The following is a 15,811-nucleotide window of genomic DNA, read 5'->3' on the forward strand; positions in this document are numbered from 1 at the left end:
ACGCCGAGGATTGCAGCCGCTGCCGACTACAGCCGCCGCCGGCCGCGGTCGCAGGCCGGCGCGACTCAGCCCAGCGCGTAGCTCAGCGCCACGCACACGGCGGTCCCGGCGACGATGCTCACCACGGCGTTGCGCCGCCACAGGTGTGCGACCGCCGTGGCGGCGACGCCCGCGAGCTGCGGGATCCCGTGGGCCGGGGCCCCGAAGTCGACCTGCGCGATGCAGTACGCGGCGAGCACGGTCACGGCGCCGGCGGGCATCCACCGCCCGAGGTCGGCGAGCAACGGCGAGTCGCGCAGCACCGTCGCCAATCCGAACGGCGCGAGTCGGAGCGCGAAGGTGATCGCGGCCGCCACCGCGACGCCCGCCAGCAGGTATCCGACGCTAGGCATGCGCGGGCTCCTTCCGCTCGGACCGCGTGCGGCCCCGGACGTGCCGCGCCAAAGCAGGCCCGCGAACGCCCCCATCGCCACCAGCAGCATCGCGCTCGGCGCGACGACCAGGGCTAACGCCGCCGCACCCAGCGCCAGCGCCACTGTGATCCGGTCGGGCCGTTCGCGGTACGCGTCCATCGCCAGCACCACGAACAGCGCGGTGAGCACGAAGTCGACGCCCGGAACGTGGCGCAGGAACGCCCCGCCGGCGAGGCCACCCACCAGCGACCCCGCGACCCACGAGACGTGCAGACCCACCTGCGTCGCCAGGATCCGCCGTCCCGTCATGGTGGCCGACGGTGCCGTACTCACCAGCGCGTACGCCTCGTCGGTGAGCGCGTACACGCTGTAGCACTTCGCGATCCGCCCGCGCACGCGGTCCAGCGGGAACGTCAGCCCGTAGAACAGGTGCCGCGAGTTCACCAGGAAGGTGGTCGCCGCGATCGCGGCCAGCGGCATCGCGGCCGCCAGCATGCCGGCCAGCAGGAACTCGACCGACCCGGCGTACACCGCCATCGACAGCACCGGCGCCAGCCACCACGGCAACCCCGCGCCCGTCACGACCACGCCCAGCCCGATGCCGAGGACGAACAGCCCGAGCCACACGACTGTCACCTGCGACGGAACTTTCATGCAAACAATTCTATTTCGGATGATGCGCAATGTGCTTGCGAGAGTGATTAGCTTGGCGGGGTCTGTGGCAATATCTCAGATGTGGATTCGCTGGATCGAGCAATCATCGACGAGCTGGTGCGCGACGGGCGCCTCACCAACCAGGAGCTGGCGCAGCGTGTGGGCCTCACGCCCGCCCCGTGCCTGCGCCGTGTCCGCCGGCTCGAAGCCGACGGCGTGATCACCGGCTACACGGCCGTCCTCGACCAGGCGGCGCTGGGCCGCGGCTTCGAAGTGGTGATCAACGCCGACCTCGGCGCCAACGACCGCGCGTCGGTGGAGGCGTTCGAGGCGCGGATCGCCTCCTTCGACGAGGTCATCGAGGTGCGCCGCATGTTCGGGCTGCCCGACTACCTGATCCGTGTGCGCGTCGCAGACCTCGCGACCTACGAGCGCTGGGTCACCACCAATCTCATGGGCGACCCGGCCATCGTCCGCGTGGACTCCCGGATGACGATGAAGGTGGTCAAGTGAGCGATCTGGAGGTCGCGCAGCGCGTCGTCGACGGTGCCCTCCCGGGCGCGACCGTCGAGCCGCTCCTGGTCAGTGAGAACGCCACCTTCCGGGTGCGCGGCGGGCCGCGGCCGGCGGTACTGCGGTTGCACCGGCCCGGATACGTCGGCGATGCGGCGATCGCCTCCGAGCTGGCGTGGATCTCCGCCCTGCGCCGCGATACGGCGGTGCCCGTCGTGGAGCCGCTGAGCGCGGTCCTCGTCGACCCGCCGACGGGACGCCGCGCGGTGCTGTTCGCGGAGCTCCCCGGCGGCCCGGTGCCCGACGGTTCCCTCGACTCCGGGCACTTCGCCGCGCTCGGCGACATCGCCGCGACCTTCCACGATCACGCCGAGACCTGGTCCCGCCCGGCCGGATTCACCCGGTTCACGTGGGATGTCGGCGCCACGATCGGGGCCCGCCCGCGGTGGGGTTCCTGGCGGGACGGGCTCGCGGTGGGGGTGGCGCACCGTCGGGCCATCGCGCCGGCGGCCGCGCGCGTGGCCGAGCGGATCGCCGGATTCGGCCGCGCGCCGGACAGGTTCGGCCTGATCCACGGCGATCTCCGGGCCGCGAACCTCCTCGCCGATCGGGGCCCGGATCCGGAGGCCTCCGCCAGCGGGTTCACCGTGATCGACTTCGACGACTCCGGGTTCGGCTGGTACCTCTTCGAATTCGCGGCGGCGGCGTCGTTCGTGGAGACGGATCCGCGCCTGCCGGAGTGGGCCGCGGCGTGGACCGCGGCGTACCGTCGGCGCCGCGACCTGCCCGACGCACACGTCGCGCTCCTGCCCGATTTCGTGCTGCTGCGGCGCCTGCAGCTGCTCGGCTGGCTCGGCACGCATGGGCATGCGCTGGAGGCGGATCCCGGATTCGCCGACGGCACCGTCGAACTGGCGCAGGCGTACCTCGCCGGGCGGCTACTCTCGAGCGCGTGAGCTTCTCGGAATCGGTCGCCGCGCACGTCGTGCGCTACGGCGGCACCTTCGCGCCCCTGCCCATCGACCGCGCCGCGGGAACGTACGTGTACAGCGGCGAGCGGCGCTGGCTCGACTTCACCTCCGGCCAGATGAGCGCCATTCTGGGGCACAGCCATCCGGCGATCGTGGAGACCGTGCGGCGGGAGATCGCGACGCTCGACCACCTCTTCTCGGGGATGCTCTCGCCACAGGTGGTGACCCTCGCGGAGCGGCTCGCGGCCACCCTGCCGGAGCCGTTGAGTCACGTACTGCAGCTGACCACCGGTGCCGAGTCCAACGAGGCCGCGCTGCGGATGGCGAAGCTCTACACCGGCAAGCACGAGGTCGTCAGCTTCTCGAAGTCCTGGCACGGCATGACCGCGGGTGCCGCGGCGGCGACGTACTCGTCGGGGCACAGGGGCTACGGGCCGACGACGCCCGGCAACTTCGCGCTGCCGACGCCCAACGCCTACCGCTCGCGGTTCGTCTCCCCGGAGGGGAAGTACGACTGGCAGGCCGAATTGAACTTCGGCTTCGAGCTGATCGACGCGCAGTCCACCGGTTCGCTCGCGGCCTGCCTCGTGGAGCCGATCCTGAGCTCCGGCGGGATCATCGACGTGCCCGTCGGGTACCTCGCGGCGCTGAAGCGCAAGTGCGAGGAGCGGGGGATGCTGCTCATCGTCGACGAGGCGCAGACGGGGCTGTGGCGCACCGGCGCCGCCTACGCCTTCGAGCGCGACGGCATCGTCCCCGACATCCTCACGCTGTCCAAGACCCTGGGCGCGGGCCTGCCGATCGCGGCGGTGGTGACGTCGGCCGAGATCGAGCGGGTGTGCCACGAGCGGGGCTACCTGTTCTTCACCACGCACGTCAGCGACCCGATGGTTGCGGCGGTCGCGACGACGGTGCTGGATGTCCTGGGCGACGGTGCCGGCCCCGGCGTCGCGCGGGAGGTCGCCGCGCGCGGCGCGCGGCTGCGGGCCGGGCTGGACGAGTTGGCCGCCCGGCACGAGGCGATCGGCGACGTGCGCGGCCGCGGCCTCATGCAGGGCATCGAGCTGGTCGTGGACCGGGAGACGAGGGAGCCCGCGAACGAGCTCGGCAGGCTGGTGACGCAGCGCTGCTACGAGCGGGGTCTGCACATGAACGTGGTGCAGCTGCCGGGGATGGGCTCGATCTTCCGGATCGCGCCGCCGCTCACCGCCACCGACGCCGAGATCGACGAGGGGCTGGAGATCCTCGACTCGGCTCTGCAGGGGTAGTTCATCGGCCGCCTGAAAATATATCCGTGCGGACCGATGAGTTCCGCGATCGCCGCCCGTCTACACATGTGACGGTATTCGAGAGCGGATGCCGCAGACCCAAGGAGCGACGCCATGCACAAGATGATCTTCGTGAACCTGCCCATCGCCGACGTCCAGCGTTCGCGCGACTTCTTCACCGCCGTGGGCTACACCATCAACGAGAACTTCAGCGACGAGAACGCGATCTCGGTGGAGCTGGGCGAGAACATCGCCGCGATGCTGCTCAAGCGCGATTTCTTCGGCACCTTCCATGAGGCCACCACGGCGGAGCCGGGACCAAGGAGGTGCTCGTCGCGCTCAGCGCGGAGAGCCGCGAGGAGGTCGACGAGGTCGTGAACCGGGCCGTCGCCGCCGGCGGCAAGGAGGGCCGCTCCGAGGATCACGGCTTCATGTACGGGCGCGCCTTCGACGATCCCGACGGCCACACCTGGGAGATCATGTGGATGGACCCGGCCGCCGCCGCGGGCGGGCCCGAGGGCGCCGAGGACTGATGTGACCGCTACCGCCACCGGCCCCGCCGGTCCCGACGCCGGCTTCGACGAGGTCACCGCGCCGCTGCGCGCCGAGCTGCTCGCGCACTGCTACCGGATGAGCGGCTCGGCGTCCGACGCCGAGGACCTGCTGCAGGAGACGTATCTCCGCGCGTGGAAGGCGTTCCACCGCTTCGAGGGCCGGTCGTCGGTGCGGACCTGGATGTACACGATCGCCACCAACGTGTGCATCTCCGCTTCCCGGTCCCGGCGGGTGCTCCCCGTCGGGCTCGGGGGCGAGCCGGCGAATCCGCTGGAGCCGGTGGCACCGTCGACCGAGGTGCTGTGGCTGCAGCCCCTGCCGGACCGGGCGCTCGGCGATCCGGGGGAGGCCGCGGTGGCCCGCGAGGGCATCGGGCTCGCGATGGTCGCCGCGCTGCAGGTGCTCCCGGCCAAGCAGCGGGCCGCGCTGATCCTGCGCGACGTCCTCGAGTTCTCGGCCGCGGAGACCGCCGCCGCGCTCGAGACCTCGGTGGCCTCCGCCAACAGCGCGCTGCAGCGTGCGCGGGCCTCCATCGGCGACGGTGCCGCCCGTGACGGCCGGCGCGCTGCCGAGCTCGACGACCACGAGCGGGAGGTCTGGGCCGAGTTCTGCGCCGCGTTCGAGCGGCACGACATCGACGGCGTGGTGCGCGTTCTCGCCGCCGACGCCACCTGGGAGATGCCGCCCATCCCGGGCTGGTACCGGGGTGCCGAGGAGATCGGGATGCTGTCGCGGACACAGTGCCCCGCGCAGGTCGCCGGCGATCTGCGGATGATCCCGACCGTGTGCAACGGCCTGCCCGCAGCAGCGATGTACCTGCGCTCGCAGGCCGGGGCGGGCGACGTGTGGTTGCCCTTCCAACTGGACGTGCTGACGTTCACCGACGGCGCCCTCACCCACGTCTCCGCGTTCCTCGATCCCGCGGAACTCTTCGCGCTGGCGGGTCTGCCCGCGTCGTTGGGGCCCGCGGACCCTCGATAGCCGCGACGAGCGGCGTCCCGATGGCGCGCACCCGACACCTCGACGTTTGCGCGACTGTGATGTCTAGCGACGTAACACGACGTTTGCGCGACGCTCGGATTCTGACCGCTGCGGACAGCGAGTCCGGACCGGCCAGAATCCGAGTGCCGGCGGATCGAACAGGTGGCGGAGTCGCCACCCGGCGGCCATCGCGGTCTCCGGCGCGGCGGGTGGACCGTTCGTCCGCGAGCGGGCCCTCGCCGTCGTACTCTCGAACGGAGTTCGTGGACTTCGGGGAGCCATGCACAATTTCCAGGAACGGAAGATGCCGATCCGCGATCGGGCGCTGCACGCGGCGGCGGTCCGCGTCGCGCTGACGCTGCTCGACGGGGAGTGGACGGCCGTCGACTCGACAGGGGGCGCGGGCGCCGATCGGACGGGCGGTGAGCGGGTGGCGGCCCGGTGCTGGACCGGGTCACCCTGACTGCGATCGCAGCGCGCGTCCTGCTACCCGGCCAGCAGCGGGTCTCCGAGCGCACGCTGCGTCGGCGGTACGGCAGCACAACGCGGCTGCTCTTCGGCGCCCCGTGGTGGATGCCGGAGCCCGCGGACGCGGTGCGCGCGGTGCTCGCGCCGCGCGTCGATCCGGGCCGCGGCCCCGTCTGGCCGTGCGGGCGGGAAGCCGAGGACGCGGCCGCGGTCGTCGACGACTGCTTCTGTCTCGACGGCCGACCCGAGCGCGACGACCGGAACCGGATCCTGCACGCCTCCTGCTGCGAGGGGGAGCGCGCGGACGACGCGTGGCCGCCGGCGGAGTTCTTCATCGACGCCGGCGTCGAGGATCCGCTCGGCGATCCGGTTCGCACCTCGCCGGAGCCGATCCCGTTGCGGGACATGCTGTGCGATCTGCACGTCGTGATCACGGGGCACCTCATCGGCACCGGCTGGGCGTCCCGCCTCCCGCAGATCGCGGCGCTACTGCGGGAGCGGCCCGAGGTCGCCGCGTGGGTCACGCTGTCGGAGCGGGCGTGGGCCGAGCGGCTGGCCCCGCACCGGCCGTCGTCTTCGGCTTCGAGCGGACCGCGGGAGCGGTCGCCGCGCACGCCTTCACCGCGGCGTTCCGAGAACTGGAACCCCTCGTGGGGGAGCTGGGCGACGCCGTCAACCGCGCGGCTCGGGGCGCCGGCCGCACCGACGCCATCGCCCGCGCCGAGGCGGAGCTGAGCGCGGCGCGGGCCACCGCGTTCGACCTGCTGTCCGTCGCCCTGTCCGATCCGGACACGATCCGAGGGCGCTCCGGCAGAGGCACCGTCGAACACGGCGGGCGGTACGGCGTGCTCCCGTACCGGCTCCCCACGCCCACGCCCATGCCCGCCCCGGACCGCCCTACGGGATGAAGCGGTAGCCCATCCCGGGCTCGGTCACGAAGTACCGCGGATTCGACGGGTCCGGCTCCAGCTTGCGGCGCAGCTGCGCCAGGTACACCCGCAGGTAGTTGGTCTCCCGCGAGTACGACGGCCCCCACACCTCGTGCAACAGGGTCTGCTGCGAGACCAGGCGGTCGGCATTGCGGACCAGCACGTCCACGATCTTCCACTCGGTCGGGGTGAGGCGCACGGGCGCGCCGTCCCGGACGACGGTGCGCGCCTCGAAGTTCACCTCGAACGCGTCGGTCCGCACGGGCGCCGGCGCGTCCACGAGCCCCGTCCGCCGCACCTGCGCCCGCACCCGGGCCAGGAACTCGTCCATCGCGAACGGCTTGGTCACGTAGTCGTCGGCGCCGATGTCCAGCGACTCCACCTTGTCGTCGCTGCCGTGCCGTGCCGAGAGCACGATCACCGGCGCGGTACAGAACTCGCGCAGCCGGGCCAGCACGGCCGTGCCGTCCAGGTCGGGCAGGCCCAGGTCCAGCACCACCACGTCGGGAGTGCGCTCCCGCGCGATCTGCAGCGCCGACCGGCCGTCCGCCGCGGTCTCCACCTCGTACCCGCGGGCCTTGAGATTGATCCGCAGGGTCCGCAGGATCGCCGGCTCGTCGTCGACCACCAGAACGAACGTCACGAGATCACCTCATCACTCGACACCGGCTGCGCCGCGGGCAGGTCCACGATCATGGTCAGGCCGCCGCCCGGGGTGTCCTCCGCGGCGAGCGTGCCGCCCATCGCCTCGGTCAGCCCGCGCGCCACCGCGAGCCCCAGCCCCACGCCGGTGCCGGCAGGTGCATCGCCCATCCGCTGGAACGGCGCGAACATCGCGTCGCGCTGCTCTTGCGGCACCCCGCCCGTGATCGCGCACATGCACCTGCAGGCGATCGCCGTCCGGGGTGTGCACGCCGGACACGCCCACGGTCACCGTCGAATCGCCCGAGTGCCGCACCGCGTTCTCCACGAGGTTCGCCAGCACCCGCTCCAGCAGACCCGGATCGGCCCACGCGGTGGGCGCACCGTCGGCGAACTCGAACGCGAGGTCGGCGTCGGGGAGCGCGGTCCAGATCGCGGGCAGCACCTCCTCGACCCCCACCTCGCGGGTGAGCAGCGTCAGCGAATCGGACTGCAGCCGCGACATGTCCAGCAGGTTCCCCACGAGCGAATCCAGCCGGTCGGCGCTCTCCTCGATAGTCGCGAGCAGCTCGGCCTCGTCCTCGCCGGACCACTCCACGTCGTCGCTGCGCAGCGACCCCACCGCGGCCTTGATCCCGGCGAGCGGCGTCCGCAGATCGTGCGAGACCGCGCTGAGTAACGCCGTGCGCGCCCGGTTCCCCTCCGCCAGCGCCCGCGCCTCGCCGGCCGCGGCGCTCAGCTCTTCACGATCCAGCCGAGCCGCGGCGTGCGCCGCGAACGCCACCAGCAGGCCGTGCTCGGACGCCGAGAGCGGCGGGCCGTCGACCACGAGGGCGACGGTGTCGCCGACCCGCGCCACGTCCGTGCCGTTCTCCGGAGTGAGCGGCGACGCGCCCCGGCCGGCGACGACGGCCCAGGCACCGTCGGGCCCCGCGCGCCGCAGCAGGGACGCCCCGCGCAACCCGAAGGTGGAGACGGCCTCGTCGAGCAGGGCGGGGAGCTCGTCGTCGGCGGCCAGTAGCGTGTCGGCCAGCCCGGTGAGCACGTCCGCCTCGGCGCGGGCTCGCGCCGCGCGCGCCGTCTGCCGGGCCGCGAGCGAGACCACCGACGCGACGGCGATCGCCGTCAGCACGAACATCGCCACCGCGAACACGTTCTCGCCCGACGCCACCGTGAACGTGTACAGCGGTGGCGCGAAGAAGTAGTTGAGCAGCACCGAGCCCAGGACTGCCGCAGGCACCGCGGGCCGCAGCCCGCCCACCAGCGCCACCGCCACGGTGAGCATCAGGAACAGCATCAGCTCCGTCGGCAGCGAGTGCCACTGCCGCGAGTGCGCGAGCGCGGCCGTCAGCAGCACCGGGCCCGCGACGGCGAGCGTCCAGCCCGCGATCGTGCGCCGCCGCCCCAGCAGCGCGGAGTCCGACCGCTCCAGCCGGGGCAGGCCCCGCCGCCCGCGGCCGCCAGCGGCCCGCTCGTGGGTGACCACGTGCACGTCGATCTCGTCGGAACCGTCGATCACGGCGTCCGAGACCGACCGCCGCACGAGCGACGCGACCGGCCGGTGCCGGGACTGCCCGAGCACGATCCGCGCGGCGTTCACCGACGTCGCGTACTGCAGGATCGCGGCGGCGACGTCGTCGCCCGTCACCACCTGGAACGTGCCGCCCAGCGATTCGGTGAGCTGCCGCAGCTGCGCCAGCGACGCGGGGAGGCCCCGAGAGGCCGTCGCTGCGCGCCACGTAGAGGGCCCGCAGCTCCCCGCCCGCGCCCTTCGCCGCGATCCGGGCGCCGCGCCGCAGCAGCGTCGCGCCCTCCACCCCACCGGTCAGGGCCACGACGGTGCGCTCGCGCGTCGGCCACGCCGCCGAGATGCCCTGCTCTGTGCGGTACTGCTCGAGCCGCTCGTCCACGCGGTCGGCCAGCCACACCAGGGCCAGCTCGCGCAGCGCCGTCAGGTTGCCCACGCGGAAGAAGTGCGAGAGCGCGGCGTCCACCTTGTCGGGGGCGTAGATGTTGCCGTGCGCCATGCGGCGGCGCAGCGCTTCCGGCGTCATGTCCACCAGCTGCACCTGCTCGGCGCGGCGCACCACGGTGTCGGGGATGGTCTCGCGCTGCCGCACCCCGGTGATCGACTCGACCACGTCGCCGAGGGACTCCAGGTGCTGGATGTTCACCGTGGTGATCACGGTGATCTCGGCGTCGAGCAGCTCCGCGATGTCCTGCCAGCGCTTCTCGTTGCGCGAACCCGGGGCGTTCGTGTGCGCCAGCTCGTCGACCAGCGCCACCGTGGGGTGCGCCGCGATCACCGCGTCCACGTCCATCTCCTCGAGTACCGCGCCGCGGTACTCGACGCGCCGGCGGGGGATCACCTGCAGTCCCTGGACCTGCGCCTGCGTCTGCGGGCGGCCGTGCGTCTCCACGTACCCGACCACGACCGACGTGCCGCGGGCGGCCGTCGGGCCCCTCGGTGAGCATGGCGTAGGTCTTGCCCACGCCCGGTGCGGCGCCCAGGTAGACGCGGAGCTGCCCCTTCGGCATCTGTCCCCTCCTTCTCCGCCCGGGCTACTTCGCGGCGAGGTCGGTGACCGCGGCGTTCAGGTTCACCACGTTAACCCGCTCCTCGCCCAGGTACCCCAGCTGCCGCCCGTCGGTGTGCGCGGCGACGAGCGCGGCCACCCGCTCCGGCGCGAGGCCGCGGGCCTTCGCCACGCGGGCGGTCTGCAGCCGGGCGTACGCGGGGAGATGTGCGGGTCGAGCCCGGAGAAGCTCGCCGTGACCGCGTCCGTCGGCACGTCCGACGGTGCCACCCCCTCCTGCCCGGCGACCGCGGCGCGGCACTCGGCGATCAGCGCGATCAGTTCCGTGCTGTTCGGGCCGAGGTTGGTGCCGCCGGAGGCGAGGGTGTCGTAGTCTCCCGCGGACGGCCGCGGGTGGAACCACTGCGGACCGTCGAACTTCTGCGCCAGCAGCTCGGATCCGACGACGGTGCCGCTGCGCTCGATCTGCGAGCCGTTCGCCTTCGACGCGAACGCGACCTGCCCGACGCCCCAGATCACCAGCGGGAACGCGACGCCGAGGACGACGGTCATGACGATCAGCATGCGCAGCCCGGCGACGAGCTGGCGCGGTGCGGAACTCAACATGTCAGTGCCTTTCGAGAAGATCGGTGCGAGGGGGTCACGGGAGCAGCAGCGCGACCACGAGGTCGATCAGCTTGATCCCGAGGAAGGGGGCCACGATGCCGCCGAGGCCGTAGATCGCGAGGTTGCGGGCCAGCAGCTTGTCGGCCGACTTGGCGGTGTACTTCACGCCGCGCATGGCCAGCGGGATCAGCGCGACGATGATGAGCGCGTTGAAGATCACCGCCGAGAGGATTGCCGACTGCGGGCTGTGCAGACGCATCACGTTGAGCACGTCCAGCTGCGGCGCCAGCGGCACGAACATCGCGGGGATGATCGCGAAGTACTTCGCGATGTCGTTGGCGATGGAGAACGTGGTCAGCGCGCCGCGCGTGATGAGCAGCTGCTTGCCGATCTCCACGACGTCGATGAGCTTCGTCGGGTCGGAGTCCAGGTCGATCATGTTCCCGGCCTCCTTCGCGGCGGAGGTGCCCGTGTTCATCGTGACGCCCACGTCGGCCTGCGCGAGCGCGGGCGCGTCGTTGGTGCCGTCGCCGGTCATCGCGACGAGGCGGCCGCCCTCCTGCTGCTGCTTGATCAGGGCCAGCTTGTCCTCGGGGGTGGCCTCGGCGAGGTAGTCGTCGACGCCGGCCTCCTCGGCGATGGCCTTGGCGGTGAGCGGGTTGTCGCCAGTGATCATCACGGTGCGGATGCCCATCTCACGCAGCTGCGCGAAGCGCTCCCGCATGCCGGCCTTGACCACGTCCTTGAGGTGGATGACGCCCACCAGGGTAGGGGCGGCCCCGGGCTCGGCGTGCGCCACCACGAGCGGTGTACCGCCGGAGGCGGAGATCTCGTCCACGGCCAGCCGCACGTCGACGGCGCCCAGCGCCTCGATGTCGCCATCGGTCAGAGCGGCGTCGCCGCGGTGCTCCGCGGCCACCCATGCCAGCACGGCGGCGGAGGCGCCCTTGCGGATCCGCGTGCCGTCCGGCAGGTCCACACCGGACATGCGCGTCTGCGCCGTGAACGGCACCACGGTGCCGAGGCGCACCGTCGGTATCTCGTGACCGTGGGTCGCGGCCAGGTCCACGATCGAACGTCCCTCGGGCGTCTCGTCCGCGAGCGAGGCGAGCAGCGCGTGCGCGGCGAGGCCGTGCTCGTCGACCCCCGCCACGGGGTGGAACGACGTGGCCCGGCGGTTGCCGTAGGTGATGGTGCCGGTCTTGTCGAGCAGCAGCGTCGAGACGTCGCCCGCGGCCTCCACCGCGCGGCCCGACTTGGCGATCACGTTGCGCTGCACCAGCCGGTCCATCCCGGCGATGCCGATCGCGGAGAGCAGCGCGCCGATCGTCGTGGGGATGAGGCAGACGAGTAGCGCCACGAGCACCACCACGTCGACCGCGCCGCCCGAGTAGATCGCCATCGGCTGCAGCGTCGCGACGGCCAGCAGGAAGATGATCGTGAGCACCGTGAGCAGGATGTTCAGGGCGATCTCGTTCGGCGTCTTCTGCCGGTTCGCGCCCTCGACGAGGCCGATCATCCGGTCGATGAAGCTCATGCCGGGCTCGGTCCTGATCTCGACCACGATGCGGTCGGACAGCACGCGGGTGCCGCCGGTGACGGCGCAGCGGTCGCCGCCGGACTCGCGCACGACGGGCGCGGACTCGCCGGTGATCGCCGACTCGTCCACGGTGGCCATGCCCTCGACCACGTCGCCGTCGCCGGGGATCACCTCGCCGGCCTCGACGATCACCCGGTCACCCACGTGCAGCTGCGAGCCGGGCACCTGCTCCTCGGCGCCGTCGGCGCGGCGCAGGCGCGCCACCGTCTCCGTCTTCGCCTTGCGCAGCGAATCGGCCTGGGCCCGGCCGCGGCCCTCGGCGACCGCCTCCGCGAGGTTCGCGAAGAGCACCGTCGCCCAGAGGAAGACGGCCACGGACCACGCGAACACCGAGGGGTTCACGATCGCCAGCGCGGTCGTGTAGACCGAGGCGATCCAGACCACGAAGACGACGGGCTGCCGGATCTGCGTGCGCGGGTCCAGCTTGGTGGCCGCGCGGGGCAGCGCCGTCTTGAGCTCGGCGAGCGAGAAGGCGGAGCGCCGCTTGGGTGCCGGGGTGACGGCCTTCGGGTCCGACGGGGTGGGGGTGCCGGTCAGCGTGTGCGTCACTGGGTGACCTCCGAGATCGGTGCGAGCGCGAGGGCGGGGACGAAGGTCAATCCGGCCACCAGGACCACGACGCCCACGGTGAGGCCCACGAACAGCGGGCGGTGGGTGGGGATGGTGCCCGCGGTGGCGGGCACGGGGTGCTGCTTGGCGAGCGCGCCGGCCAGGGCGAGGATCGCGACCATCGGCGCGAACCGGCCGAAGAGCATCGCGACGCCGAGCGTGTAGTTGAACCACGGGGTGTCGACGGCGAGGCCGGCGAAGGCGCTGCCGTTGTTGTTCGCCGCCGAGGCGTAGGCGTAGAGGACCTCGCTGAGCCCGTGCGCACCGTCGTTGGTCATGGCGGCGACGCCCTGCTCCTGGACCACCGTGGCGGCGGTGCCCATCAGCACCAGCGCCGGCATCACCAGGAGGTACAGCGCGGCCAGCGTGATCTCGCGGCGCCCGATCTTCTTGCCCAGGTACTCGGGCGTGCGGCCCACCATGAGCCCGCACAGGAACACCGTGAGCACGGCGATCACGAGCATCCCGTACAGGCCGGAGCCCACGCCGCCGGGGCTGATCTCACCGAGCAGCATGTTCACCAGCGCGGCACCGCCGGCGCCGGGGTGAGGCTGTCGTGCGCGGCGTTCACGGCGCCCGTCGACGTGCTGGTGGTGGCGGTGGCGAACAGTCCCGTGCCCCACTGGCCGATGCGCAGCTCCGGCCCTCGAGGGCGGCGCCCGCGGCGCGGGTCGCCGTGCCCTGGCCGCCGAGCTGGGCCCCGATCGAGATCGCGGTCGAGACGGAGAAGATCACCGCCATCGCGCCGAGGATCGCGTACCCCTGCCGGTGGTTGCCGACGAGGTTGCCCAGCATGCGGGGCATCGCGACGGGGATGAGCAGGATGAGGAAGATCTGGAACAGGTTGGTCGCGGCCGTCGGGTTCTCGAAGGCGTGCGCCGAGTTGGCGTTGAAGTAGCCGCCGCCGTTGGTGCCGAGGAGCTTGATGACCTCCTGGCTCGCGACCAGGCCGCCGGTGAGCACCTGCTTCTGCCCGTCGAGGCCGACGATCTCGTGCCGCTGCCACAGCGTCTGCACCACGCCCTGCGCCATGAGGACGACCGCACCGATCGCGGCGATCGGCAGCAGCACGCGCAGCGTGATGCGGGTGAGGTCCACCCAGAAGTTGCCCAGCCGGTCGGTGCGGGAGCGGACGAAGCCGCGGACCAGCGCCACCGCCACCGCGATGCCGACGGCCGCCGAGACGAAGTTCTGCACCGCGAGGCCGATCGCCTGCGCGATGAGGTTCATGGCGCCCTCGCCGGAGTACCACTGCCAGTTGGTGTTGGTGACGAAGGAGATCGCGGTGTTGAGGGCCTCGTCGAGCCGCCACTGCTTCGGCTCGACGCCGGGCAGCCAACCCTGGACGAGGAGCAGGATCGTGAGCGCGACGATGCTGACGGCGCTGAACGCCAGCGCCGCGACCGTGTACACGCGGTAACCCTGCTCGGCCTCGGGATCGGCGCCCACGAGGCGGTAGATCACGCGCTCCACCCGCCAGTGCTTCGGCGTGGTGACCACGTGCGCCAGGTAGTCGCCCAACGGGCGGTACGCGATCGCCAGCGCCGCGACCAGGGTGCCGATCGTCAGCAGCCCGGAGAGGGTGCCGCTCATCAGAAGCGCTCCGGGCGCAGCAGGGCGTACAGCAGGTACGCCAGGGTGAGGATCGTCGCGGCGAGCGCCAGCGCGTTGGAGATGTCCATGGGCTCCACTGGACCACCCGGATCGGCCGGATTCACGCCCCGTTAACGGCCCCCATGCGGGTCTTGACGCGTTCTTAGCGGATGATGGTTCGGTGCCTGAATCACCCGCCGCCGGCTCCCCGCAGACGACGCAGCGGGTTCCCGGCGAGGTGTGGGTGCTGGTGGCGGCTAGCTTCGTGATCGCCCTCGGCTACGGCGTGGTCGCGCCCGCGCTGCCGGCCTTCGCGCGCACCTTCGACGTGGGCATCGGCGCCGCGTCCGCGGTGGTCAGCGCGTTCGCGATCATGCGCCTGGCGTTCGCGCCGGCCACCGGACCGCTGGTGAAGGCGTTCGGCGAGCGCTGGATCTACATGGTCGGCCTGCTCGTGGTCGCGGCGTCCACACTGGCCGTCGCGTTCGCGCAGACCTACTGGCAGCTCATGCTGTTCCGCGGCCTCGGCGGCGTGGGCTCGGTGATGTTCACCGTCTCGGCGATGGGCCTGATGATCCGCATCGCGCCACCCGACATCCGCGGCCGCGTCTCGGGCGTCTACTCCTCGAGCTTCGTGCTCGGCGGCATCTGCGGCCCGCTGCTGGGTGGCGCGCTGGTCGGGTTCGGGCTGCGGGTGCCGTTCGTCGTGTACGCGATCGCCCTCGTGATCGCCACGGCCGTCGTCGGGTTCGCGCTGCGCGGCAGCGTCCTGGCGGGGCGTGCCGAGGAATCCTCCGAACCGGGTACGACGGTGCGCGAGGCCCTCGCCGATTCCGCCTACCGGGCCGCGCTGTTCGCGTCGGTCGTGTTCGGCTGGGTGTACTCGATGCGGGTGTCGCTGCTGCCGCTGTTCTTCGCGGCGGTCCTCGACCAGCCCGCCGCGATCGCCGGCTACGCGCTGGCCGCGTACGCCGCGGGCGACGTGCTGGCGATGTTCCCCGCCGGCCGCGCCTCCGACCGGTACGGGCGCAAGCCGTTCATCATCACCGGCCTGCTCGTGATCGCGGTGGGCACCGTGGCGCTCGGGTACACCGACTCGGTGCTCATGGCGTTCGCCGTCACCGTGGTCGCCGGGATCGGGACGGGCCTCGTCGCGCCGACGATGCAGGCCACCCTCGCCGACGTGCTGCAGGGCAAAGGACGCAGCGGCGGCGCGCTGTCGGCGTACCAGATGGCCCAGGACGCCGGCACGATCAGCGGCCCGTTGCTGGCCGGCGCGATCGCCCAGTACTTCGGGTTCACCTGGGCGTTCATCGTCACCGGCGCCCTGTGCGTGCTCGCGGCGATCGGCTGGATGCTGGCGCGCGAGACCCGCGTGGCCGCACGCGTCTGACCCGCCCGCTGAACTGTCACCGATGTCGTGCGACATAACATCGACCTCGGCGCGACACTCGGATTCTGTCCACGGCGGA

The 15,811-nt window shown here is 72.2% G+C and carries 13 protein-coding genes and 5 pseudogenes; 9 read left to right on the top strand and 9 right to left on the bottom strand.

The genetic code is table 11. The features are described from left to right. Window positions 1-65: 65 nt before the first annotated feature. Window positions 66-1,067 carry an AzlC family ABC transporter permease gene (locus tag MTP03_RS23355; protein WP_371820884.1) on the bottom strand — a complete coding sequence of 334 codons (1,002 nt, stop codon included), beginning with the start codon at window positions 1,065-1,067 and terminating at the stop codon, window positions 66-68. 81 nt (window positions 1,068-1,148) lie between these two features. Between MTP03_RS23355 and MTP03_RS04400 the strand changes: the two genes are divergently transcribed. The 8 genes from MTP03_RS04400 (at window position 1,149) to MTP03_RS04430 (ending at window position 6,558) form a co-directional block, all read left to right on the top strand. After that, window positions 1,149-1,580 carry an Lrp/AsnC family transcriptional regulator gene (locus tag MTP03_RS04400; protein WP_248490899.1) on the top strand — a complete coding sequence of 144 codons (432 nt, stop codon included), beginning with the start codon at window positions 1,149-1,151 and terminating at the stop codon, window positions 1,578-1,580. Then, a complete protein-coding gene (locus tag MTP03_RS04405) occupies window positions 1,577-2,536 on the top strand; it encodes a phosphotransferase enzyme family protein (protein ID WP_248490900.1) in 960 nt (319 codons plus the stop codon). The genes MTP03_RS04400 and MTP03_RS04405 overlap by 4 nt, the downstream gene beginning before the upstream one ends. After that, window positions 2,533-3,819: an aspartate aminotransferase family protein gene (locus tag MTP03_RS04410; protein WP_248490901.1), complete on the top strand. Its 1,287-nt coding sequence runs from the start codon at window positions 2,533-2,535 to the stop codon at window positions 3,817-3,819. The genes MTP03_RS04405 and MTP03_RS04410 overlap by 4 nt, the downstream gene beginning before the upstream one ends. Before the next feature lie 114 nt (window positions 3,820-3,933). After that, window positions 3,934-4,197 carry a VOC family protein gene (locus MTP03_RS23360; protein ID WP_371820885.1) on the top strand — a complete coding sequence of 88 codons (264 nt, stop codon included), beginning with the start codon at window positions 3,934-3,936 and terminating at the stop codon, window positions 4,195-4,197. Then, window positions 4,194-4,352: a VOC family protein gene (locus MTP03_RS23365; RefSeq protein ID WP_371820886.1), complete on the top strand. Its 159-nt coding sequence runs from the start codon at window positions 4,194-4,196 to the stop codon at window positions 4,350-4,352. The genes MTP03_RS23360 and MTP03_RS23365 overlap by 4 nt, the downstream gene beginning before the upstream one ends. A gap of 1 nt (window position 4,353) precedes the next feature. Then, window positions 4,354-5,355 carry an RNA polymerase subunit sigma-70 gene (locus MTP03_RS04420; RefSeq protein WP_248490902.1) on the top strand — a complete coding sequence of 334 codons (1,002 nt, stop codon included), beginning with the start codon at window positions 4,354-4,356 and terminating at the stop codon, window positions 5,353-5,355. Between the two features lie 304 nt (window positions 5,356-5,659). Beyond that, window positions 5,660-5,818 carry a hypothetical protein gene (locus tag MTP03_RS04425; RefSeq protein WP_248490903.1) on the top strand — a complete coding sequence of 53 codons (159 nt, stop codon included), beginning with the start codon at window positions 5,660-5,662 and terminating at the stop codon, window positions 5,816-5,818. Next, window positions 5,797-6,558, top strand: coding sequence for a hypothetical protein (locus MTP03_RS04430; protein ID WP_248490904.1), 762 nt, complete (start codon window positions 5,797-5,799; stop codon window positions 6,556-6,558). The genes MTP03_RS04425 and MTP03_RS04430 overlap by 22 nt, the downstream gene beginning before the upstream one ends. Window positions 6,559-6,720: 162 nt before the next feature. Here the strand turns inward: MTP03_RS04430 and MTP03_RS04435 are convergent, their stop codons facing one another. The 8 genes and pseudogenes from MTP03_RS04435 to MTP03_RS04460 all read right to left on the bottom strand — a co-directional run bounded on the left by MTP03_RS04435 (window position 6,721) and on the right by MTP03_RS04460 (window position 14,428). Continuing rightward, a complete protein-coding gene (locus MTP03_RS04435) occupies window positions 6,721-7,395 on the bottom strand; it encodes a response regulator transcription factor (RefSeq protein WP_248490905.1) in 675 nt (224 codons plus the stop codon). After that, a pseudogene (locus MTP03_RS04440) lies at window positions 7,392-9,216 on the bottom strand (DUF4118 domain-containing protein). The gene MTP03_RS04435 and the pseudogene MTP03_RS04440 overlap by 4 nt, the downstream one beginning before the upstream one ends. A gap of 145 nt (window positions 9,217-9,361) precedes the next feature. Further along, window positions 9,362-9,826: pseudogene (locus tag MTP03_RS23370) on the bottom strand (histidine kinase); the annotation flags it as partial. A 58-nt stretch (window positions 9,827-9,884) separates the two neighbouring features. Then, window positions 9,885-9,932 (bottom strand): annotated as a pseudogene (locus tag MTP03_RS23375) (hypothetical protein); the annotation flags it as partial. Between the two features lie 24 nt (window positions 9,933-9,956). Continuing rightward, window positions 9,957-10,537 (bottom strand): annotated as a pseudogene (gene kdpC, locus MTP03_RS04445) (potassium-transporting ATPase subunit KdpC). Between the two features lie 34 nt (window positions 10,538-10,571). After that, complete coding sequence (gene kdpB, locus MTP03_RS04450; protein WP_371820887.1) at window positions 10,572-12,686, bottom strand: potassium-transporting ATPase subunit KdpB; 2,115 nt, start codon at window positions 12,684-12,686, stop codon at window positions 10,572-10,574. Then, window positions 12,683-14,339: pseudogene (gene kdpA / locus MTP03_RS04455) on the bottom strand (potassium-transporting ATPase subunit KdpA). Before kdpA ends, kdpB begins: the two are co-directional and overlap by 4 nt. Beyond that, window positions 14,339-14,428 (bottom strand): potassium-transporting ATPase subunit F, encoded by a 90-nt coding sequence (locus MTP03_RS04460; protein ID WP_074850389.1) that lies wholly within the window; start codon window positions 14,426-14,428, stop codon window positions 14,339-14,341. Before MTP03_RS04460 ends, kdpA begins: the two are co-directional and overlap by 1 nt. A gap of 92 nt (window positions 14,429-14,520) precedes the next feature. Here MTP03_RS04460 and MTP03_RS04465 point away from each other — a divergent pair, with 92 nt between their 5' ends. Then, entirely contained in the window at window positions 14,521-15,732 is a 1,212-nt protein-coding gene (locus MTP03_RS04465; RefSeq protein ID WP_248490906.1) for an MFS transporter, read from the top strand. The last annotated feature ends 79 nt before the right edge of the window (window positions 15,733-15,811 follow it).

Origin of the sequence: Tsukamurella sp. PLM1, assembly GCF_023168325.1 — a bacterium.
GTDB lineage: Bacteria > Actinomycetota > Actinomycetes > Mycobacteriales > Mycobacteriaceae > Tsukamurella.